Here is a 22238-nt window from a genome sequence, read left to right on the forward strand (position 1 = left end):
GATTGCCGTGGCAGATCATAGCGCTACCCAAGCCTGGAAAGGAGGGACGGCGTTCAAAATAACGAAACAGAAGTCTCGGAATTTCCGCGCCTTTGCTAGCCTGCGGCAATAGCCTCCCCGACAGAGGAAAGGCAGGCAATCAGGAGACATGAGTGATACGCGACCCCGAAGGTTTCGAGACTTTCATCGACTCGCTGCGCAAGTTCGTGCGCGAGCGTCTGGCGCCGCGCGAGGCGGAAGTAGCCCGCTTGAACGACGTGCCGGCGGATCTCGTGCAGGCGATGGCGGCGCAGGGGCTGTTTGGCTACTCCATCCCGCAAGCCTACGGCGGCGCGGGCATGACCACCGAAGAGCTGATCCGGGCCGCCCTGGAGTTGTCGCAATGCTCCGTGGCGTTCCGGGCGCGCGTCGGCACCAATACGGGTATCGGCTCGGAGGCCCTGGTCGCCGACGGCACGGAAGCGCAAAAGGCAGCGTACCTGCCCAGGTTGGCCAGCGGCGAAGTGACCGGCTGCTTTGCGCTGACCGAGCCGAGCGCTGGTTCCGATGCCACGGCGCTACGCACGTCGGCGGTACGAGACGGCGACCATTACGTGCTCAACGGTGAGAAGTGCTTCATCACCAATGCGCCACTGGCGGATTTCTTCACGGTCATGGCGCGCACCGATCCCGACCAGCCCGGCGCGAAGGGGATTACCGCCTTCCTCGTGGAGCGGGGCACGCCGGGCCTGTCGACGGGTGAGCCGTACGACAAGATGGGGCAGGCTGGCTCGCCGGTGTCCGCGGTCTACTTGAACGATTGCCGGGTGCCCGCAAGCAACATCATCGGGGGCCGTGAAGGGCAGGGCTTCAAGACGGCCATGAAGGTCTTGAACAAGCAGCGCATACACCTGGCGGCCTTGTGCGTGGGGCCCGCCATACGGATGCTGGACGACACCATGCGTTTCGTGGCTGAAAGAGAGCAATTCGGTCGGCCATTGATGGATTTCCAGCTGGTGCAGGCCATGCTGGCCGATTGCCAGACGGAAATACAAGCCGCGCGCGCGCTGATCCTGCAGACCGCCCGTGAACGTGACGCCGGGCAGGACGTGACGCTGAATGCGTCGATCTGCAAATACTTCGCTTCAGAAATGTGCGGCCGTGTCGCCGATCGTTGCGTGCAGATGCACGGCGGCTACGGCTACATCAGCGATTACGGCATCGAAAGGTTCTATCGAGACGTCAGGTTGTTCCGCCTGTACGAGGGAACCAGCCAGATCCATCAGCTGACCATCGCCAGGAACACCTTGACCCAGGCAGGCTACACGCCCGGAAGATAAGTAGTACCTAAAGGGACCGCGGTCTGCAGAAACCGCCGGCCCATCAATCCAAAGGAGACTTCGATGCTACTGAAGCATTTGCGTAAATGGCTGTGCGTTGCCGCCACCGTGTTTGCCTGCGCGGCAACGCCTGCCCATGCTGCTTATCCGGACCGCCCCATCCGGCTGGTCATACCCTTCGCGCCGGGCGGATCCACCGATGTCCTGGGCCGGATCCTGGCGGAAGCGCTGCATCCGCTGCTGGGACAAACGGTCATCGTGGAGAACCGGCCGGGCGCCGGCGGCAACATCGGCGGCGATTTCGTCGCACGCTCGGCACCCGATGGCTACACCTTGCTGTTGGCGGCGGCCGGGCCCACGGTCATCAATCCCAGCCTGTACAGCCATATGCCGTTCAACCCCGCCAAGGACCTGGCGCCCATCAGCTGCCTGGAGCGCGAGCACAACCTGATGGTGGTGAACAAGTCCCTGCCGGTACACAACCTGCAGGACTTCCTGGAGTACGCCAAACAGCACCCCGGCAAGCTGTCCTTCGGATCGCCGGGTAATGGCTCGCCGGCGCAGTTGGCAGGCGAACTGCTCAAGCAGAAAGCCGGCATCCAGGCGCAGCATGTGCCCTACAAGGGCACGGGTCCCGCGGTCACCGACCTGGTGGCGGGGCATATCGACTTCATCATCGACAACATGCCGGCGCTGCTGCCGCAGGTCAAGGCCGGCAATCTGCGGGCGCTCGCCGTGCCCAGCGACCAGCGCGCCACCGCCGCGCCGGATATCCCGACTTTCGACGAGGCGGGCGAGAAAGGCTTCGTGGTCATGGCCTGGAAAGGGCTGATGGCGCCGGCCGGCACGGATCCCGCCGTGATCGAGCGTCTGCACGCCGCGGTGGTCAAGGCGCTGCAGGATCCCCAGTTGCGCCAGCGTTTCCAGGATCTCGGCGCCGAGCCCCTGGGCAGTTCGCCCACCGAGTTCGCCAGGCAGATCGCCGATGAAACCGTCTGGTGGGGCAAGCTGGTCAAGTCGACCGGAACGAAGATCGAGTAGTCGCGCAGCGTAACGCGCCGTGCCGCCCGCCGGCGCCAGCAGCCGCGCGCAGCGCGGGAAAGTGGGGCCTGGGCGTAGCCGTGGCGGCACGCCCGTCCATACCGATGAAGATCGAGGAGCAGCCATGCAAGAGGGCAGGCAAAAGGAAGGGGATGGGGATTTAGAAGTGAGTGCCCTGTGCGAACGGGTGCGCCGCTTTGTCGACGAGGTGGCCATTCCCGCCGAATCACCCGCCATCGCCCGCGACGTGCTGGCGCTGGACCAGCGTGTGCAAACGCTGCGCGAACAGGCGCGCCAGGCCGGCATCTACGCGCCGCAGCTGCCGCGGGCCCTGGGCGGCCTGGACCTGGGCTGGCAGGCGCTGGCCCGTGTCCTCGAAGAGGCGGGCCGCGGTTTCCTGGGACCCGCCGCGCTGAACTGCGCGGCGCCCGACCAACCCAATATGCTCACCTTGCTGCAACTTGGCACGCCGGCACAACAGGCGCGCTATTTTGAGCCCCTGGCGCGCGGCACGCAGCGCGCCTGTTTCGCCATGACCGAGCCTGCCCCCGGCGCCGGGTCCGATCCGTCCATGTTGCAGACGCGCGCCACGCGCCGTGACGGGCATTGGGTGCTGCATGGGCACAAGAAGTTCATCAGCGGTGGCGTCGGTGCCGACTTTGCCCTGATCCTGGCCCGCGCGGACGAGGGCGTGACCTTGTTCCTGGTGCCCGCCGACACGCCAGGCTATCGCGTCGTGCGCGACATCGGCATGGTGACCGGCTATCAGATCGGCGGCCATGCGGAAATCTTCCTGGACGGCTGCGCAGTCCCGGATGACGCGGTGCTGGGTGTACCGGGCCAGGGCCTGGCGCACGCCCAGTTGCGACTCGAACCGGCGCGCCTGCTGCATTGCATGCGCTACATCGGCCGCGCCCGTCGGGCGCTCGATTGCGCCAGCGTCTATGTGAATCAACGTGATTCCTTCGGTTCGCGCCTGGCGGATCTGCAGCAGATACAAGCCATGGTGGCGGACTCGCAGATCGAGCTTCACGCCAGCCGTCTCATGACGATGGAATGCGCCGCGCGCCTGGATGCCGGGCTGTCCGTCAAGCAGCACAGCGCCATGGCGAAGGTGTTCGTCTCCGAGACGGTGAATCGCGTGGCGGACCGCGCGGTACAGATGATGGGGGCGCTTGGACTGTCGGAGGACAGCCCCGTGTCCATGATCTGGCAGGAGCTGCGTGCCTTCCGGGTCTATGACGGGGCCAACGAGTTGCATCGCGCATCGATCGCACGTCGCTGCTTATCGCAGCATTCACGTCTGTAAGGAGACACGCATGTTCAATGACGAGTTTCTTGCCTACCGCCTGCATGCCGGCGCATCGGACAAGGCGCCGCCCGAGGGCCGCTTCGATACCTTGCGCACGGACATGCTGTCGCCCGGCGACACCCTGATCGAGGTCGCGTACGCGGGACTGAACTACAAGGATGCCCTGGCCCAGGCCGGTCGCGGCAACATCGTGCGGGCCTACCCGCGTATCGGGGGTATCGACCTGTCCGGTACGGTGGTCGAGTCGGCCGATCCCGCCCTGACCCCCGGCATGCCTGTCGTGGTGCATGGCTTCGGTATCGGGGTCGATGCGGATGGTGGCTATGCGCAGTATGCAAGGGTGCCCCATGATTGGGTGCTGCCCCTGCCGTCGCCGCTGACCCTGCTCGATGCAGCGGTGCTGGGCGCGGCGGGCTATACCGCGGCCTTGTCGCTGCACTGGATGGAGCACTGCGGGCTGAACCGTGGCGACATCCTGGTGACAGGCGCCACGGGCGGTGTCGCCAGTATCGCCATCGACATGCTGAGCAAGCGTGGCTTCCGGGTGTGGGCGATGTCCGGCAAGCCGCAAGCCGAAGCGTATCTGCGCGCGTTGGGCGCCGCGGAGGTCATTCCTCCGCTGGATCTGTCCGCACCCGCGCGTCCTTTGATGTCAGCCAGATGGGATGGCGTGGTGGATTCGGTGGGTGGCCATCTGCTCGCGCACGTCATTGCCTGCTTGCGGCCGGACGGCGTGGCGGCGGCTTTCGGCAACGCCGGTGGCGCGGAGCTGCCGACGACGGTGATTCCTTTCATCCTGCGGGGGGTGAAGCTGCTCGGCATCAATGCCAACAGCCCCATGCCTTTGCGTCGCCAGATCTGGCAAAAGCTGGCCGATGAATATCGGCCCACGCGGCTGGCTGCCGCCACGCGGGTGATCGAGCCCGGCGAATTGCCGCAAGCCCTGGCCGCCATGCTGGCACGCGACAGCATCGGCCGCTGCGTCGTGAAATTTTCCTGAGTTGCCGTACCGAACATGATCCAGACTATGCATTCCTCCCTGTCCCATCTGTTTTCCCCGCGCAGTATTGCCGTCGTCGGCGCCTCGGCCACCCCTGGAAAGATCGGGGCCATGCCGATTTCCCTGCTGCGGAAGTACGACTACGACGGCCTGGTCCTGCCGGTCAATCCGCGCGCCGCCGAGGTACAGGGGTTGACGGCGATTGCCGGACTGGACGCCGTGGATACGCCGATAGACCTGGCAATACTGGCGGTACCCGCCGTGCACGCGGCGGCGGCCCTGGAACGCGCACGCCCCGGCCAGATCGGCGGCGCCGTGGTGTTTACCTCTGGCTTCTCCGAGATCGGCGCGCAAGGCCAGACCCTGCAGGAACAGCTATGCGCCGTCGCACAGGCACGCGGCATCCGGCTGCTGGGACCGAACTGCCTGGGCTTCATGAATATCCGCCGCCGGGTCTACGCCACGTTCACGCCGGCAGCGGCCGGCGGCACGGTTGCGGCAGGCGGCATCGGCATGGTGACGCAAAGCGGTGCCTTCGGCGCCTATGCCTTCTGCATGGCGCGAGACCGTGGCCTGGGGCTCTCGCACTGGATCAGCACGGGTAACGAGGCGGATATCGACGTCGCCGACTGCATCGCGTGGCTGGCCGAGGATGACGACACCCGCGTCATCATGGCGTATATGGAAGGTTGCCGCGATGGCGAGAAATTGCGCCACGCCCTGGCCGCGGCCCGCGCTGCCGGCAAGCCGGTGGTCGTGACCAAGATAGGCCGGACCCAGGCCGGGGCACAGGCCGCGGCGTCGCATACCGCCGCGCTCGCGGGCGACGACGCGGTCTATGACGCGCTGTTTCGCCAGTACGGCGCCGTGCGTGCCCGCACCATAGAAGAATTCTTCAACCTTGGTTATGCCCTGGATACGTGGAAGCAGCCGCCGCAAGGCCGGCGCCTGGGCATCCTGACGATCTCCGGCGGCGTGGGCGCGTTGATGGCGGACGAAGCCAGCGATGCCGGGCTCACCTTGCCTTCGCCCGCGCCCGACGTGCAGGCGCGGCTGCTGGAACGCATGCCTTTCGGCAGCCCGCGCAATCCCATCGATGTCACGGGGCAGGCGGTCTCAGAGCCGGGGTTGCTGCTCAGCGCCGCGGAGGATGTACTGGCAGGTGGCACCTACGATGCGATGGCGGTGTTTCTTGCCGCGGCCGGCTCGTCGGAAGCCTTGTGGCCCACCTTCGAGACCTTCGCTCGCACCATGCAGGCGCGTCATCCGGACGTACCCCTGGCCATCAGCGCACTGTTTCCCCCCGCTCGCCGCCGCGAACTGGAGGCACTGGGATGCCTGGTATTCGCCGATCCCAGCGCCGCGGTGAAGACCCTGGCCGCGGTGGTCAGGCCGCGGGCTGACGGCGCGCCGGTGGCGGCGATGCCCGTCGCAGGGCAAGCGTGCCTGCGCGGCACCTATAACGAGGTGCAGGCCATGGAGACCTTGGCACTAGCGGGCATTCCGGTTTCGTGCAGTGTCGTGGTCCAGGATGCCGAGGCCGCCGTGGCGGTCGCGCGCTCGTGTGCCGGACCGGTAGTGCTGAAAATAGTTTCCCCCGATATCCTGCACAAGAGCGACGTGGGGGGCGTCAAGCTGAACGTGCTTGGCGACGAGCAGGTGAGGGCGGCCTACGCCGCGATCGTGGATGCCAGCAGCCGGCATTGCCCGCAAGCCCGCCGGGACGGCGTGTTGGTGGCGCCCATGGCGCCTGCCGGCGTGGAATGCATCATCGGCGTGCATCGCGATCCGATATTCGGGCCCATCGTGATGTTCGGCCTGGGGGGCATCTTCGTCGAAGTGCTGAAGGACGTCAGCTTCCGCCTGGCGCCTTTCGGGCGCGCCGAGGCGCTGGCCATGATCGCGGAGACCAAGGGCTACGCTGTCCTGGCCGGCGCGCGTGGCGCGGCGCCCGCCGACATCGATGCCTTGGCGGACGCCCTGGTGTCGCTCTCCACGTTTGCCAGCCAGCATCGCGGCGAGCTGGCCTCCGTGGAGGTCAATCCGCTGGTGGTGCTCGGTCAAGGACAAGGCGTGGTCGCGCTCGATGCCGTGATAACGACCGTCAGCGCCGCAGCGACGGGACAGGCGCGCGCATAGGATCTGGTGGATAACCGCCGTGTTCGCGGCGTATACCCGCCCCGGCGCTATACCCCGGGGTGTCCCAGCAACGCCGATATCGCGTGCGCACAAGCCTGGACTTCAGGCACCCACTGCTTGATCTTGGTGGCCGTGAAACGTTCGATGGGACCGGAAATGCCCACGGCCGCGATCGGATCGTCCAGGGCATTGAATATCGTCACCGCGACGCCGCCTACCGTAGCCCGCCATTCCCCGCGGTTGACGGCATACCCCGCGCGTACCGCCTTGCGCAGTTCGGTCTTCAGTGCCACCAGGGAGGTCAGTGTGGCGGGCGTATGCCCGGTCAGGTTCTGCGCGTGCGTGTCCAGATAGCCTTCCGCCTGGTAAGCCAGCAAAGCCTTGCCGGTCGCCACGGCATAGGCGGGCGCTCGGCCGCCGACCATCGAATACGCGCGGATGGGCTGCGGGCTGTCGATCTTGTCGATGTAGACCACATCCATGCCATCGAGTATGGACAGGTGGACGGTTTCCCCCGTCTTCGTCGCCAGTTCACGCATGAAGGGCGTAGCCAGGCGCCGCACATCCATCTTGGCCAACTGCCGGGCCGCCAGTTCGAACAGCCTGATACCGCCGCGGTAGCCGCCGCCATCTTCACTCTTCACCACATAGCCCGCATGCATCAGCGTCTGCAGGGTACGGTGCGTGTTGCTGCGCGTCAGGCCCACGCGTTCTGCGAGGGCCTCGATGGTCAACGGCGGCGCGTCGACATCCGTCACGGCCTCCAGGACCATCAAGCCCTTCAGCAGCGTCTTGTCCATATCAATTTCCCGAATGTTGGGATTGGGACGTTAACACATGATCGGCACATGACGTCACATGGCTTTGCCAGGCCGCTGCCGCATCATTTGCCCAGATACGCGCGTATTCTGTCCTTCAGGCCGGGCGCCGCGGCGGAACGGACCAGGCTGGCAAGATCGGCATCCCCGGTGCTGGGCGCCAGCGCCTGGTGCAACTGGCTGCGGGCGGAATGGGACAGCGCGCGGGCGCTTTCCAGGGCGTGCTCGATGCTGGCCTCGGTATCCTGCGCGGCGGCCAGGCCGGTGACGAAGCCGTGCTGCAGCGCATCTTCCGCCGTGAAAGTCCGCGTCTGCGTCAGGATGTCCCGGGCCACCTGGGTGCCGACCAAGGCCGCATAGCGGCGGGTTCCCAGCACCAGGCCGAATTTCAAGCCCGGCATGCGGAATGTCGCGTCCGGCGCCGCGATACGCTGCGCGCAGGCGCCAAACAGGTCGACACCGGCGCCGAAATTCTTGCCATGCGCAATGGCCAGCGTGACCGCGGGCGATGTGGCCACTTTCTGCAATAGCTGTTCGATGCGGACGAAGCGCAGCAGCAGGTCGCCTTCGCTTTGTTCTTCGTAGCCGCCGAAGTCGAAGCCGGCACTGAAGTTCCTGCCTTCGCCCTGGAACACGATCAGATCGGCCTGTACGGCATGGGCATGATCCACGGCCTCGATGAGCGCTTCGACCAGATCGGCGGACAGCGCATTCATTTTCTCCGGACGGTTCAAGCGGATGAACGCCACCCCATTCCTGATCTCGGTGTCGACGGTGCTCACTGCGCCTCCCTTTCCGCGCGCGCGGCGAGTTGGTCCAAAACCTCGGCGTTATGTTCGCCCAGCGCGGGCGGCGCGCTGCGGATGGGCAGAGTCTGGCCGCCGATCCTGACGGGCGCGCCGAACGTACGCGTCTGCACGCCGTTGGGCAACTCGATGGGCTGGACCCATCCCATGTGCTCGACCTGGGGATCGACCAGCACCTGGGAATAGGTATTGATCGGTGCGCAGGGGACGCCAGCCGCGCGGAAGCGTGTCAGCCAGGTATCGACGTCGCCATTGGCGAAGATCGCTTCCAGCAGGTCGCGCAATTCCACCTGGTTGCGTGCCCGCCGGCCCGTGTCGAGGAAGCGTTCGTCCTGCACCAGGTCTTCGCGACCCACCACATTGCACACGCCTTTCCACAGGGCATTGTTGCCGGCCGCCATGCCGAAATAGCCGTCGCGGCAACGGAAGGCCTGATAGGGCGCGTTGCGCGGGTGCGCCGATCCCAGCTTCTGCGGATCCTTGCCGCTGCCGAAGTACTCCGACGTCTGCAGCGCCGCGATGCCCATGGTGACGCCGAGCATGGGGACGTCCAGATGAGTACCCTGGCCGGTCGCCGCGGCCACACGCAAGGCCGCGGTGATGGAGAACGCGCCATACAGGCCGGCCGTGAAGTCGGCTACCGGAACGCCGCATTTGACGGGAGCGCCGTCGGCTTCACCGGTGACGCTCATGATGCCGCTCATGGCCTGGATGGTCAGGTCGAAGCCGCCTTCCTGCGCGCGCGGACCCGTCTGGCCGTAGGCGGAAATGGAGCAATAGACCAGGCGCGGGTTCAATGCGGCCAGGTCTTCGTAGCCCAGGCCCAGGCGGGTCATGACACCGGGACGGTTGTTTTCCAGCAGCACATCGGCGCCCAGGGCCAGTTCGCGCGCACGCGCGACGTCGGCCGGGTCCTTCAAATTCAGGGTGACCGAGCGCTTGTTGCGATTGAGCGACGCGAAATTCTCGCTATAGCCATCGGACAAGGGGGGCCAGGCACGCAGGGTGTCGCCGCCCTCGGGGTGTTCGATCTTGATGACATCGGCACCCATGTCCGCGAGCAGCATGCCGCAGTAGGGACCGGCGGCCACATTGCAGATCTCGATGACTTTTACGCCGGATAAGGCCGCTGTGTGTTTCATGGCGAGATGATCCTTTGAAAAAATTAGTGTAATGCGCGCGCTGGCTGGTCCTGGACCCAAAGGGCGAGGGCCTTGCGGTCGACCTTGCCGACCGAGTTTTCCGGTGATGCCGTTGCCTGGATGACGGCATCTGGAACATAAATACGCCCCAGATGCGCCTTCACCATGCGGCGCAGGGCGTCGGCGGACGCTGCGTCGAAGCCGGAACGGGGCACGACGACCAGCACCGGTACCTCGCCCAGGCCTGCGACGCCTAGACGGCGATCCGGCGCCAACCCGCTATTGCGCGCAAGTTCGGCGTTCTCGGCATCATGCAGCATCCAGCGCAACCCCACCGCCTGCACTCTGCGCTGCATTTCCTCGATGGCCAGGCGGGGCTCCAGCGGGCAGGGGCAGGCGCCCGCTGCAATGCAGGCCAGAAGGCCCAGCACCTGGTCGGGTCCGCGCTCCAGGGCCAGGGCGACGTAGTCGCCGTGGCCCACGCCGGCGCGTTGCAGCGCGCCGCCCCAGCACCGGACGTCCAGGTCCAGGTCGCCGTAGGTCCATGTCTTCTGCTCGGTGACCAGGGCCTTGTGCGCGCGGCGCGCGGGATCCTGCCAGACGCCGCGCCACAATGCCAGAAGGCTGGAGATCTCCTGCATCTGCACGTTCCTCAGCGCAGCTTGACGGCCGCATCGCGTTCGAAGGCGCCGTCGGCATCGAGCGCCTTCAGCGCGGCAAGTTCGCCGGCGGTCGGCAGGGGAGTGGGCTGCGCACCCTCGGCATTGAATTCGAAGCCGGTGCGCTCGCGCACCTCATCGAGACTGGAGTTCGGATGCCAGGATTGCAAGGCCAGGCGGCCATCGCGCTTGATGAATATGGCAATCGGCGTGGCGATGCCGTGAAAGCCGCCCCAGGAGGTGCGGAAATCCAGTTTGGGCACGAACGTCCGGCGAGAGTGTTCGGTACGCCAGGTGCATGCGCGTTTGGCGGTAGGCAGCATCACCGCGCCCCCGCCGCCGCCCGGCAGGCGCACCTTGGGCTGGTGCCAATGGCCGATGCACGAGTTATTGGCGGAACCCTCGCCGTCGATCTGGGCCGCGCCCAGGAACGTCAGGTCCATGCGGCCGCGGGTGCACAGGTCGTAGAAATCCTCATTGGCGAAAATCGAGGCCGTGCGCCGCGCCAGCTGGGGGTCGGAGCTCGATATGGGGATGTGCGCCGGCCGCGGATCCACGCCGCCGGCGACATTGATGTAGATATAGTCGAAATCGTAGGCTCGCTTGGCGACCAGGCAGGCCAGCATCGGCAGGGTGGAGTTCACGCCGCTGAAGGTGATCTCGTTGGGGCGGATGAAGCGCGACAGTCCGAACACGATGTGGGCGAACGGCGAGAACTCAGGCATTGCGCGCCTCCTTGATTTCCGGCGCTTCGGCCATGTGGGCGTCCAGGGAACGGCTGGTATCCATGTAGCGTTCGACGGCGGGATAGTCGATGTCGTAGAAAGGCGTGCAAGATCCCGGCCACGCGCTGCCGGCGAGTACGGTAAATCCCTCGACCATGAAGTAGGGCAGCAGTGTGGCTTCAGGCTGCGCCTCGAACACTTCGGTATCGACCAGCCGCTCCGCCACGACCAGCACGCTGCCCGCCGCGCGCGACATGATGCGGTCCCAATGCGAGGTGCCGTAGACGCGCGCATTGCCCAGCCGATCGACCTCCGACACCTGCAGGACGGCGAAATCCGGCTTGACGGCGGGGATCAGGTAGGGCGTCTGCTCGCTGCCATAGGGATCCTTCACGCTGGTCCAGCCGTTGAGGGCCGGCAGGTCGCTGCCCTGCAGGCCGCCGCAAGGCATGAAAGGCACGCCGAACGCCGCGGCGCGCAGGCCCGCCGTCAGGGTGGCGCATGCATGTTCTTCCAGCACCACTTCGCCTTTTTCGATGGCCTTGCGGTACCAGGGCGCCAGGCCGAAGTTGCCCTCCATGGCGACGATGCCCGCGCGCGTCTTGCGTATGGTGCCGGCCCGGCACAGGATATCGATGTCGTAGCCGGGCGACTGCTTGATAACCTCCAGATCGCGCCGTTGCTGACGGATCAGTTCACGCACGAAAGCGAAAGGCCCACGGTGCAGGAAGCTGCCCCCCAGGGCGACGGATGCACCGTCCGGCACCAATGCGGCAAGTTGCGCCAGGGACTGCTGCTTTTCCTGGCTGTTGTATCCCGATGTCATTTCCGCCATCTCCTGTAGGCATCGCATCGACGCAACGCACCTTGGCGCTTGCGCTGTTTGTCCCAATACTTGTTTTCCCTGTCTCAATTTTGAGCCGCCGCCTTGTGCCGCCAGACGGCACGGCGCCAAGCCTACGCGTGGCAATATATTTGTTGACGAGAATAGCATCCTATAGCGCGCTTGTTAAGCCAATCTTGGGAGTTCAATCCCAATTAATAGGAAATCTGAAGAAACACGCTGGTTCGAATGACCACTACTTGGCGAGGGGGTTTCGAATTCTTCGAAGCCCCCTTTGCCAACTGGCTATTCCGCGACCAGGCTGCAGTCCTTAGGATTGCAGCCTTTCACATTACCCAAGGTCGCGTCATGGCCCTTCCGCTCGACGGCATCACGGTCGTTTCCCTCGAACACGCCATCGCCGCGCCGTTTTGTACCCGGCAACTGGCCGATCTGGGCGCGCGTGTCATCAAGGTGGAGCGCCCGGGTAGCGGTGACTTTGCCCGTGCCTACGACCAGCGGGTGCTGGGCCAGTCCTCGCATTTCGTCTGGGTCAACCGCTCGAAGGAAAGCCTGGCGCTGGACCTGAAGCACCCGGCCGCCGCGGAGGTGATCGATCGCCTGATCGGCAAGGCCGATGTGCTTGTGCAGAACCTGGCGCCTGGCGCCGCTGCGCGCATGGGCCTGGGCGCGGCGCAATTGATGGAGAAGTATCCCAGGCTCATCGTCTGCGACATCTCCGGCTACGGGGATGATGGTCCATACCGGGACAAGAAGGCCTACGACCTTCTCATCCAGAGCGAGGCGGGCTTCCTGTCCGTCACCGGCACCCAGGACGAGCCGGCCAAATCCGGCAATTCCATCGCCGATATCGCCGCCGGCATGTACGCCTACTCGAACATCCTTGCCGCGTTGATGCAGAGGGAACGCACCGGCAAAGGGTCGCACATCGATGTCTCCATGCTGGAGTCACTGGCGGAGTGGATGGGTTTTCCCATGTACTACGCCTACGACGGCGCCGTCCCACCGCAACGCAACGGCGCGTCCCACTCCACCATCTACCCCTATGGCCCGTTCGCGGTGGGCGATGGCGGCAAGGTCATGCTGGGCGTCCAGAACGAACGTGAATGGCAGGCATTCTGCGAAATCGTGCTGCGGTCGCCCGCCATCCATGAGGATGCGCGCTACCAGGGCAATGCCAACCGGCATGCCAACCGGACCGTGCTGCAAGGCAGCATAGACAGCATCTTCGCCACGCTGACCACGGATGAACTGGTCGGCCGGCTGGATGAGGCACGCATCGCCAACGCGCGGGTCAACGACATGGCGGGGCTGTGGGCACATCCGCAACTGCGGGCGCGCGACCGCTGGCGCGATATCGACACGCCGGCCGGCGCCATCCCGGCCCTGCTGCCGCCGGGCAGGCAAAGCGCGTTCTCGCCACGCATGGACCCCATCCCTTCGGTGGGGCAGCACACGAAGGCAATCCTGGCGGAACTGGGCATCGATGAAGCTGCGCTGAAGTAACAAAGCAAAAATCCAGACCAATCAACGGAGACAACCTCATGACAATTAAAAAATTCGCGGCTGCGCTTATCGCCACGCTCGCCCTGGGCGCCAACGCGGCACACGCCGACTGGCCCGATCGCCCCGTGACCATCGTCGTACCGTTCGCGGCCGGACAGACGGGCGACATGATCGCGCGCCTGGTCGGCAAGGAACTGGAGGGCAAGTTCGGCAAGGCATTCATCGTGGAGAACCGGCCCGGCAGCGGCGGGCGTATCGGCACATCCTATGCCGCAAGGGCCAAGCCGGACGGCTACACCTTGCTGATGACCAGTACCGGTCCCTTTGCGATCACGCCCGCGCTTTATCCCAATGACACCAAGTACAACCCGCTGACCGATTTCGTTGGCATCGCGGAGACCGCCTCCACGCCGCAGGTCATTGCCGTATCGAACGGCTCCGGCATCACCGATTTCGCCGACCTGGTCAAACGGGCCAAGGCCAAGGACCTGTCCTACGGCTCCGCCGGCAATGGGTCGCTGCAGCACCTGACCATGGAACTGCTGAAGAAGGAGATCGGCTTCTCCATGGTGCACGTGCCGTTCAAGGGCAGTTCGGAATCGAAGACGGCGCTGATCGCCAACACCCTTGAAGCGACTTCCGATTCCCTGCCGCCGCTGCTCACCAGCATCAAGGCCAACCAGATCAAGGCTGTCGCCGTGATCGACGACAAGCGCTCCGCCTATATCCCGGATGTCCCGACCCTGGGCGAACTGGGCTACCCCAAGCTGAGCGCGGTCGCATTCTTCGGCCTGGTGGCGCCCACGGGCACGCCGAAGGACGTCGTGCAGGCGATCAACCGCGAGGTCATTGCCATGTTCAAGACGCCCGCATTCCAGGAACAGATGCGGGCGCAGGCGCTGACGCCGCCGACGGAGCGCACGCCGGAACAATTCTCGGCCTATCTGGCGCAGGAAGTGGGGCGTTGGAAAAAGGTAGTCGAACAAGCTAACGTCTCGGTTGATTAAAGGAGCACCCCATGGTTAGAGAAGTCGCGGCAAGTCAAATCACCGACACCATCGCAAAGCTATGCATAGACGCCTGTCATCTGCTTCCTGACAACCTGGTGCAGGGCTTTCATGATGCCGCCGCCAAGGAAGCATCGCCGCTGGGCAAATCCGTCTTGCTCAAGCTGATCGACAACGACAAGATCGCCCGTGAGAACCAGGTTTCCTACTGCCACGACACCGGGCTGACCATCGTCTTCATCGAGCTGGGCCAGGACGTGCACGTCAGCGGCGGCGGCTTCGAGGAGGCTGTCCAGGCCGGCGTGCGCAAGGGTTACGCCGAAGGCTTCATGCGCAAGTCCGTGGTGTCCGATCCGCTGCTGCGCGTCAACAGCAATGACAACACGCCGGCGGTGGTGCACACGGAGATCGTGCCGGGCAGCGACATACACATTACGGTCGTACCCAAGGGCGGTGGCAGCGAGAACTGGAGCACCATGAAGTTCCTGCTGCCCGGCGAAGGCGCCGAGGGCGTGAAGAAGTTCGTACTGGCCGCCATCGAGGCTGCCGGCGGCGCGGCCTGTCCGCCGCTGACGGTGGGCGTGGGCTTGGGCGGCAGCTTCGACAAGGTCACGGCCATCGCCAAGAAGGCCATCCTGCGCGATATCGGCGACCACCATCCTGAACCCCATATCGCCCAGCTCGAAAGCGAGTTGCTCGAGCTCATCAACAAGACCGGCATCGGCCCCCAGGGGTATGGCGGCTCGACCACGGCGCTGTGGGTCGCGGTGGAGACCTATGCCTGCCACATCACCGCATTGCCCGTCGCGGTGAACATCCAGTGCCACGCCAGCCGGCGTGCCACCGCCACCATCTGAGTCCGAGGTATTGCCATGGCAGTTCATCATCTGGAAACCTTGCTCGACGACGAATCGGTGCTGCGGCTCCACGTGGGCGACGAGGTCTATCTGTCCGGCGTCATCCTGATGGCGCGCGACGCCGCGCATAAACGTTTCGTCGACACCCTGGCCGCCGGCAAGCCCCTGCCGGTGGACATCGAGGGCCAAACGCTGTTCTATGGCGGGCCCGGACCGACCAAGCCGGGCCATGCGATCGGGGTGGTCGCACCCACCTCCGCGTACCGCATGGATCCCTATGCGACCGTCCTGTTCGACCATGGCGCCCGTGGCGCCATCGGCAAGGGACCGCGCGGCACCGCGATCCGGGCCTCGTGCGAGAAGAACCGCGCCGTCTGCTTTTCCGCCATCGGCGGTATCTCGGCCACGTTGTTCGCCTGCATCCGCTCGGCCGAGGTCATCGCCTACGAAGATCTGAAGACCGAGGCCGTACAAAGGCTGGTGATCGAGAAATTCCCCTTGCTCGTCACGAACGACGCCTACGGCCGCGATATGTACGCCGAAGAAGTGGAGAAGTACCGGGCCCAGTTGCGGGAGGCCTGAGCGTGAATTTCCTCGTGCGCCACCCTTCATCCTATCTGTTCGTGCCGGGGAATCGCCCGGAGCGCTTCGACAAGGCGCTGGCCGCGGGCGCGGGCGCCGTCATCATCGACCTGGAAGACGCCGTGCCGCCCGACGCCAAGACAGCCGCGCGGGCGGAACTCTCGCAGTGGCTGCAGCGCACGGATGCCCAGGTGGTCGTGCGCGTGAATGCGGCGGATACCGCCTGGTTCGCGGACGACCTGCAGGCTTGCGCCAGCCCCAACGTGGCAGCCATCATGCTGCCCAAGGCGGATAAGCCCGACGACCTGGCGGCTTGCACGCGCGCGGCGCCGAACGCGCGCCTGCTGCCCCTGGTGGAGACGGCGGCGGGCTTCGATGCCCTGCGCGCGCTGGTGAGGGTGGCCGGGGTCGAGCGTATCGTCTTCGGTTCCATCGATTTCCAGCTCGATCTGGGCATCCCGGGCGAGGACGAGGCCTTGCTGTTCTTCCGCTCGCAACTGGTGTTGGCATCGCGCCTGGGGGAATTGGCCGCGCCAGTGGATGGCGTCACCACGGAAATCCACGATGCCGCCATCGTGCAGGCCGAAGCGGTGAAGTCGCTGCGCCTGGGTTTCGGGGCCAAGCTGTGCATACACCCCGCACAAGTGGCGCCGGTGAATGCGGCTTTCCAGCCGACGGCGCAGGAAGTGCAATGGGCCAGGCGCGTGCTGGATGCGTCGGCCAAGGCGGGCGGGGCGGCGGCGGTGGTGGATGGAAAAATGATAGACCGGCCGGTGGTCCTGCGTGCGCATGCAATACTGGCGCGGGAGACATGACATCCGCATGATCCCCAGCTTGCCAGAGCCTTCATGCTGCCAGACCTCGATTCCATCGCACTCTTCGTAAAAGCAGCCGAGCTGCGCAGCTTGACGCGCGCGGCCGCGGCGTCGTCGATGGGCCTCGCCGCCGCGAGCCGGCGCATTTCCTTGCTCGAACATTGCCTGAAGTGCTCGCTGTTCGACCGCTCGCACAAGGGCGTCGAACTGACGCCGGCCGGCTTGACGCTGCTGCATCATGCCAAGCAGTTGCTCATCCAGTTGAACCAGATGCAGGCGGACCTGGATGAACATGGCTCGGGGCGGCGCAGCGCATTGAGAGTGCAGGCCAACACGTCCGCCATGGCGCAATACGTTCCGGCGGACCTGGCGATTTTCAACACCCAGCACCCGGACGTGACCCTGACCGTCAAGGAGCGCTGGAGCGATCAGATCGTGCAGGCCTTGCTGCTGGGGGAGGCCGATGTCGGCATCATCAATCCAGGCGGGTCGCTCGAAGGCCTGGAGTGCCAGCCTTATCGCAAGGATCACCTGTGCGTGGTCATGCCGCGCGATCATGCGCTGACCCGGCATAAGGAGGTCTGGTTCGAGCAGGTGCTCGACTATCCCCTGGTGGGGCTGGAGTACGGTGCCTCCCTGATGGACCTGTTGGCCGCGCAAGCCGGCCTGGCGCAGAAGTCATTGAAGCTGCGTGTGCAGATGCAGGGCTTCGAAGCCGTGTGCCGGATGATAGAAGCGGGGATGGGCATAGGCGTGCTGCCCCAGCTTGCCGCCGAGGCCTACCTTCCCGCCATGCACCTGGAGATCCGCCTGTTGAACGACAAGTGGGCGAGCCGGCAGATGCTGGTATGCACCGCGCGCGGCAGGGAGAAGTCCGATTCCTTGATCAAGCTGGTGCGCGCGTTGTCGCATGCGGTTCCGCCTGGTGAGTGAAGAGGCCAGGGACCAAGGACCAAGGGCCGCGTAAGGGACTGGGAGACGACGGCGTTGCGTTGGCGTCTTGCAGTTGCCCGGGCAAATACGGGAACCGGGCGCGCGGCGGTGCTGGGTAGCGATTCGCCCGCCGCCGTTCACATCGGCTGCAGTCCCACGTCCTTGGCGATCTTGCCGAAGACCTGCAGGTCTTCACGAACGCGGGCAGTCGTTTCCGCCGGCGTGGTGATGCGGGGAATCATGCCCAGGTCCAGCAGGCGCTGCTGCATTTCCGGCTTGCTGAACTGGCGGGCCAGGGCCTGCTGGATCTTGTCCACCACGGCATCGGGTGTGTCCTTGGGCGCGGCCAGGCCGAACCAGGCCACCGCGGAGAAGTCCTTCAGGCCGGCTTCGCGCGCGGTCGGCACGTCGGGCAGTACTTTCAGCCGCTCCGCGCTGGTGACGAACAGTGCGTGCACCTTGCCCGAATGGATGAAAGGCGTCTGCACGCCGGTGTTGTCAACACGGCGTTGATGTGGCCGCCCAGCAGGTCGTTCATGGCCGGTGTGCTGCCCTTGTAGGGCACCAGGTTCACCTGGATGCCGGCGGCCTTGGCGAACATCAGTTGCGTCAAGTGTTGCTGCGTACCCAGCCCGGCATTGCCGAAGGTGACGCCATTGGGATGCGCATGCGCGTAGTCGGTGAACGCCTTCAGGTCCCTGGCGGGGAATTCGTTGTTGGTGACGACCACGAAGGGCAGGTCGACCAGGACGGTGATCTGCTTGAAATCCTTGAGCGGGTCGTAGCGCAGCTTGTAGACGTAAGGGTTGACGCCCATGGTGCCGCTTGCGGTGAGCGCCAGTGTGTAGCCATCGCCCGCGGCGCGAGCCACGAATTCCGTGCCCAGGACGCCGCCCGCGCCGGGCTTGGCCTCGACGATGGCCGTCTGGCCAAGTTCCGTGGTCAGTGCCTGGGCGGCAAAGCGCGCCAGCATGTCGGACGTGCCGCCGGTGGCGTAGGGCAGCACGATGGTGATTGGCTTGCTGGGGAAGGCGTCGGCGGCCCGGGCGGGTGGGGTGGCCAGCAGCGCGCTGCCTGCCGCGGCCAGTGTGGCTGAATAGATGGCAGCGGCGATGAATTGCCGGCGGCACGGATTTGGCTTCAACCCGCCGGGCCTGGACCCATGCGGCTTTGATGCGTGCAGCGGTAACGCTTCCGATTGCACTGCACTCTGCTTGATGACCATGGTTGTATTTCCCCGTGTTCTCAGGATTTGGGAAAAAGAGTAAGCGCTGGGGGTTTATGTGCCAAATCAATATTTAAAATGGCAGGTCATCAACTTCGGTGATGGCCGCGTTATAGTGCCGCATGCTTCCCGCCATCGACCTGAATCTGCTGCGCATCTTCGACGCCGTCATGACGGAGCGCAACGTCACGCGCGCCGCCCTGGTTTTGCACATGACCCAGCCCGCGGTCAGCAACGCGATCAATCGCCTGCGCTTGACCCTGAAGGATCCGCTGTTCATCAAGATCCAGGGCGGAGTGCTGCCCACGCAGCGGGCCGAGCTGCTGTGGCCGCCCATCCGCGACGCGCTGGCGCGCATCCACGAGACGCTGGCGACGAATGAGTTCGATCCGGCCCGTTCGGAAGCGGTGTTCCGGCTGGCGATGTCGGATTACGTCGCGGACCAGGTGATACGGCCGTTGTTCGTGGAACAGCAGGCGGTAGCGCCCAATGTGCGCATCCATCTGCATCCTTATTCGCTGGACAATGCAGCGGTGTTGCTGGAGAAGGGCGAAGTGGAGATGGCGGCGGGGGTGTATTCCAACGTGGCGTCGTCGTTGCGGATGCTGCCGCTGGAGACATTGACGTATGTCTGCGCCATGCGCAAGGGGCATCCGCTGTTGGCGCAGGCGCGGCTGCGTCTGGAGGATTTCCTGCGCGCGCGCCATCTGATGGTCAGTCTGCTGGGCACGCCGTCGCTGATCGACCATGAGCTGGCGGCGCATGGCTTGAAGCGCAACGTGGTGCTGACCATCAACCAGTTCGCCTTGGCGCCGCGCCTGCTGGCCGAGACCGATCTGATCTGCGTGGTGCCGGTGAACACGGTGCGCAATAGTCCGCACAGTCACCAGCTGGAGGCCATCGAAGCGCCATTTCCTTTCGTGCCGCGCACGGTGAACCTGATCTGGCACGAACGCTCCGACAACGAGCCCGCGCATCGCTGGCTGCGGGAAGAAATACTCAAGGTCTGCCAGGCTCAGGGCATGATCTTCGATCAAGCGCCCCGCGCGGAATCGCACGCGTATTGACCCAAGCGCCGCGACCCCACGCTCCGGCCGTGGGCCATAGGGAAGGGCGGTGGCGGGTAGCCGCACCTTCTTGCAGCCTTAGGGCCGGGGCGGCGGGGCCTTTCGCCGTTCTGCCAAAGAAAGATCAAGACGGGGCGGTGGGGGGCTTGCCCCCACCCAAAAAGTCCAGGGGCGGCCACGCCCCCTGGCTCGCCGCAGGTAGCTCCAGCGTTAATCATTCATAGAACTGATAATCCACGATATAAATCCTTGATTGGAGGAAATGACCGCACATCGCTACCATCGGGTCGACACTCAGCTCCCGCCTGATTTCTGGAGACCCCGTTGACCCAGACCCCATCGCCCACCGGCGCCCGCCGCTACCGCGTCGGCTTCGACGTAGGTGGCACCTTCACCGACTTCACCCTGCTGGCCGAACACACCGGCGCACTCCACTACTTCAAGGTCCCGTCGACCCCACACGATCCCTCCGAGGCGATCCAGGCCGGTGTCGCCCACCTGATGCGCGAACTCGATATCGCGGGCCATGAACTCGTGCACGTCGGCCACGGCACCACGGTCGCCACCAATATGGTCATCGAGCGCCGCGGCTCCCGCTGCGCCCTGGTCACCACCCGCGGCTTTCGCGACGTCCTGGAAATCGGCCGCCAGGTCCGCCCCCACCTGTACGACTACAACGTCACCAAGCCGGAACCGCTGGCCCCGCGCGAATGGCGCTTCGAGGTCACCGAACGCATCGCCGCCGACGGCAGCGTACTGCAGGAACTGGACGAAGAAGACGTGGTCCGCATCGCCAGCGAAATGAAGGCGGCGGACATCGAAGCCGTGGCCATCTGCTTCATGCACAGCTACCGCAACGACGCCCACGAGCGCCGCACCCGCGACATCCTGGCGGCCGCCTTGCCGGACATCTACCTGAGCGTCTCCAGTGAAATCCTGCCGGAGTTCCGCGAGTACGAGCGCATGTCGACCACCGTACTCAACGCCTACGTGGGCCCGCGCATGGCCGGCTACATGCGCAACCTGGTGCGCTCCGTGCGCGCCATGGAAATCGCCACGCAACCCGCGACGGTGCACTCGAACGGCGGCCTGATGTCGGTGGACTCGGTGCTCACCGCGCCGGTGCGCACCTGCGTCTCCGGCCCCGCCGCCGGCGTCATCGGCGCCGTGGAACTGGGCCGCGCGGCGGGCTTCGCCAACCTCATCACCTTCGACGTGGGCGGCACCAGCACGGACGTCTCGCTGATTGCCGACCTGCAGCCCCTGTTTACCTCCAGCCGCCTGGTCGCCGACTATCCGGTCAAGACCCAGATGGTCGACGTGCACGTCATCGGCGCGGGCGGCGGCAGCATCGCCCGCATCGACGACGCCGGTGCGCTGAAGGTCGGTCCGCAAAGCGCCGGCGCCGTCCCCGGTCCCGTCGCCTACAACCGCGGCGGTACGGCAGTGACCATCACCGACGCCCACATCGTCCTGGGCCGGCTGAATCCGGTCGCCCTGCTGGAAGGCCGCATGGCCGTGGACGCTGCGCGCGCCCGCGCAGCCATCGAAGAACAGATCGCCGGTCCCCTGGGCCTGACCGTGGAAGAGGCCGCCTACGGCATCCTGCGCATCGCCAATTCCAATATGGCGCGCGCGGTGCGTGCCGTTTCCACCGAGCGTGGCCATGACATCCGCAAGTTCGCCCTGTGTTCCTTCGGCGGCGCCGGCGGCCTGCATGCGGCGGAACTGGCGCGCGACTGCGGCATCGGCACGCTGTTGATTCCGCAAGAGCCGGGCACCATGTGCGCGCGTGGCATCCTGCTGTCCGACATCTCCATGGATTTCGTGCAGACCCTGATGGCGCACGCCACCGACGCCGGTTGGGACACGCTGCGCCAGGCGCTGGATACCCTGGCGGCCAAGGCGCGGGACTGGTTGGAGGGCGAGGGCGTGGCGCCGTCGGCCCGGCGCCTGTCCAGCGTCATCGATGCACGCTACCAGGGCCAGAACTTCGAAATTCCGGTGCCGCTGGAAGGCATGCAGCTGATGCCCACGGCGGATTTCGTGGCGGCCTTCAGCGCCGCGCACGTGCGCGAGTATGGCTACGATGCGGCGGGCCGCGGTATCGAGATCGTCAACTGCCGGGTACGCGCCGTGGGCCTCGTGCCACGCGCACCGCTGGCCCGCGTGGCGGGCGGTGGTGCGATCGCGGATGCCGTCAAGGAAACGCGCCAGGTCTACTTCGATACGGCCGGCTGGGTGGCCACGCCCGTGTACCGGCGCGCCGGGCTGCCGGTGGACACGGCCGTGGCAGGTCCCGCGGTGATCGAGGAAATGAGTTCGACCACGGTGGTCCTGCCGGGCCAGCGCGCCCATGCCGATGCGTACGGCAACCTCGTCGTCAACCTTCGTCCCTGATCGCACCCTCGGCGTGCACCCAAGCATCCCCATGCCTGCGC

At 65.5% G+C, this 22238-nt stretch carries 21 protein-coding genes; 13 read left to right on the top strand and 8 right to left on the bottom strand.

Annotation, left to right across the window (positions count from 1 at the left end):
* Positions 1-152 precede the first annotated feature (152 nt).
* The 5 genes from CEY05_RS02255 to CEY05_RS02275 all read left to right on the top strand — a co-directional run bounded on the left by CEY05_RS02255 (position 153) and on the right by CEY05_RS02275 (position 6811).
* The gene (locus tag CEY05_RS02255) at positions 153-1319 is read left to right on the top strand and encodes an acyl-CoA dehydrogenase family protein (RefSeq protein WP_088595759.1); all 1167 of its coding nucleotides are present in this window, start codon (positions 153-155) and stop codon (positions 1317-1319) included.
* Between the two features lie 63 nt (positions 1320-1382).
* Positions 1383-2360 carry a tripartite tricarboxylate transporter substrate binding protein gene (locus CEY05_RS02260; protein WP_088595760.1) on the top strand — a complete coding sequence of 326 codons (978 nt, stop codon included), beginning with the start codon at positions 1383-1385 and terminating at the stop codon, positions 2358-2360.
* 124 nt (positions 2361-2484) lie between these two features.
* Positions 2485-3669, top strand: a complete 1185-nt coding sequence (locus CEY05_RS02265; RefSeq protein ID WP_088595761.1) for an acyl-CoA dehydrogenase family protein — start codon at positions 2485-2487, stop codon at positions 3667-3669.
* A 10-nt stretch (positions 3670-3679) separates the two neighbouring features.
* Positions 3680-4672 (top strand): acryloyl-CoA reductase, encoded by a 993-nt coding sequence (locus CEY05_RS02270; RefSeq protein ID WP_088595762.1) that lies wholly within the window; start codon positions 3680-3682, stop codon positions 4670-4672.
* A 27-nt stretch (positions 4673-4699) separates the two neighbouring features.
* Positions 4700-6811, top strand: a complete 2112-nt coding sequence (locus tag CEY05_RS02275) for an acetate--CoA ligase family protein (protein ID WP_233161314.1) — start codon at positions 4700-4702, stop codon at positions 6809-6811.
* Between the two features lie 47 nt (positions 6812-6858).
* On the opposite strand, the gene CEY05_RS02280 is transcribed toward CEY05_RS02275, so the two are convergent.
* From CEY05_RS02280 to CEY05_RS02305, 6 genes are all read right to left on the bottom strand, one after another.
* Positions 6859-7611: an IclR family transcriptional regulator gene (locus CEY05_RS02280; protein ID WP_088595764.1), complete on the bottom strand. Its 753-nt coding sequence runs from the start codon at positions 7609-7611 to the stop codon at positions 6859-6861.
* An 83-nt stretch (positions 7612-7694) separates the two neighbouring features.
* Positions 7695-8411 (bottom strand): enoyl-CoA hydratase/isomerase family protein, encoded by a 717-nt coding sequence (locus tag CEY05_RS02285; RefSeq protein ID WP_088595765.1) that lies wholly within the window; start codon positions 8409-8411, stop codon positions 7695-7697.
* Positions 8408-9577 (bottom strand): CaiB/BaiF CoA-transferase family protein, encoded by a 1170-nt coding sequence (locus CEY05_RS02290; RefSeq protein WP_088595766.1) that lies wholly within the window; start codon positions 9575-9577, stop codon positions 8408-8410. Before CEY05_RS02290 ends, CEY05_RS02285 begins: the two co-directional genes overlap by 4 nt.
* 23 nt (positions 9578-9600) lie before the next feature.
* The gene (locus tag CEY05_RS02295) at positions 9601-10218 is read right to left on the bottom strand and encodes a class I adenylate-forming enzyme family protein (RefSeq protein WP_088595767.1); all 618 of its coding nucleotides are present in this window, start codon (positions 10216-10218) and stop codon (positions 9601-9603) included.
* 11 nt (positions 10219-10229) lie between these two features.
* Positions 10230-10961, bottom strand: coding sequence for a CoA-transferase subunit beta (locus CEY05_RS02300; protein WP_088595768.1), 732 nt, complete (start codon positions 10959-10961; stop codon positions 10230-10232).
* Positions 10954-11787 carry a CoA transferase subunit A gene (locus tag CEY05_RS02305; protein WP_088595769.1) on the bottom strand — a complete coding sequence of 278 codons (834 nt, stop codon included), beginning with the start codon at positions 11785-11787 and terminating at the stop codon, positions 10954-10956. The genes CEY05_RS02300 and CEY05_RS02305 overlap by 8 nt, the downstream gene beginning before the upstream one ends.
* A gap of 366 nt (positions 11788-12153) precedes the next feature.
* Here CEY05_RS02305 and CEY05_RS02310 point away from each other — a divergent pair, with 366 nt between their 5' ends.
* The 6 genes from CEY05_RS02310 to CEY05_RS02335 are packed head-to-tail and all read left to right on the top strand — an operon-like array spanning position 12154 to position 17505.
* Entirely contained in the window at positions 12154-13311 is a 1158-nt protein-coding gene (locus tag CEY05_RS02310; protein WP_088595770.1) for a CaiB/BaiF CoA-transferase family protein, read from the top strand.
* Between the two features lie 38 nt (positions 13312-13349).
* Positions 13350-14318, top strand: a complete 969-nt coding sequence (locus CEY05_RS02315) for a tripartite tricarboxylate transporter substrate binding protein (protein WP_088595771.1) — start codon at positions 13350-13352, stop codon at positions 14316-14318.
* Positions 14319-14329: 11 nt separating this feature from the next.
* Positions 14330-15175, top strand: a complete 846-nt coding sequence (locus CEY05_RS02320; RefSeq protein WP_088595772.1) for a fumarate hydratase — start codon at positions 14330-14332, stop codon at positions 15173-15175.
* 15 nt (positions 15176-15190) lie between these two features.
* Positions 15191-15757, top strand: coding sequence for a fumarate hydratase C-terminal domain-containing protein (locus tag CEY05_RS02325; RefSeq protein WP_088595773.1), 567 nt, complete (start codon positions 15191-15193; stop codon positions 15755-15757).
* A 2-nt stretch (positions 15758-15759) separates the two neighbouring features.
* The gene (locus CEY05_RS02330; protein WP_198952653.1) at positions 15760-16572 is read left to right on the top strand and encodes a CoA ester lyase; all 813 of its coding nucleotides are present in this window, start codon (positions 15760-15762) and stop codon (positions 16570-16572) included.
* A gap of 33 nt (positions 16573-16605) precedes the next feature.
* A complete protein-coding gene (locus CEY05_RS02335) occupies positions 16606-17505 on the top strand; it encodes a LysR family transcriptional regulator (protein ID WP_088595774.1) in 900 nt (299 codons plus the stop codon).
* Positions 17506-17642: 137 nt separating this feature from the next.
* On the opposite strand, the gene CEY05_RS31605 is transcribed toward CEY05_RS02335, so the two are convergent.
* Together CEY05_RS31605 and CEY05_RS02340 are read right to left on the bottom strand one after the other, a co-directional pair.
* Complete coding sequence (locus CEY05_RS31605; RefSeq protein WP_233161315.1) at positions 17643-17993, bottom strand: tripartite tricarboxylate transporter substrate binding protein; 351 nt, start codon at positions 17991-17993, stop codon at positions 17643-17645.
* Complete coding sequence (locus CEY05_RS02340; protein ID WP_233161316.1) at positions 17927-18649, bottom strand: tripartite tricarboxylate transporter substrate binding protein; 723 nt, start codon at positions 18647-18649, stop codon at positions 17927-17929. Before CEY05_RS02340 ends, CEY05_RS31605 begins: the two co-directional genes overlap by 67 nt.
* A 203-nt stretch (positions 18650-18852) precedes the next feature.
* Between CEY05_RS02340 and CEY05_RS02345 the strand changes: the two genes are divergently transcribed.
* Positions 18853-19797, top strand: a complete 945-nt coding sequence (locus CEY05_RS02345) for a LysR family transcriptional regulator (RefSeq protein WP_088595775.1) — start codon at positions 18853-18855, stop codon at positions 19795-19797.
* Between the two features lie 324 nt (positions 19798-20121).
* Complete coding sequence (locus tag CEY05_RS02350; protein ID WP_233161317.1) at positions 20122-22197, top strand: hydantoinase/oxoprolinase family protein; 2076 nt, start codon at positions 20122-20124, stop codon at positions 22195-22197.
* The last annotated feature ends 41 nt before the right edge of the window (positions 22198-22238 follow it).

It is taken from the genome of Achromobacter sp. HZ34 (genome assembly GCF_002209485.1).
Lineage (GTDB): Bacteria > Pseudomonadota > Gammaproteobacteria > Burkholderiales > Burkholderiaceae_B > Bordetella_C.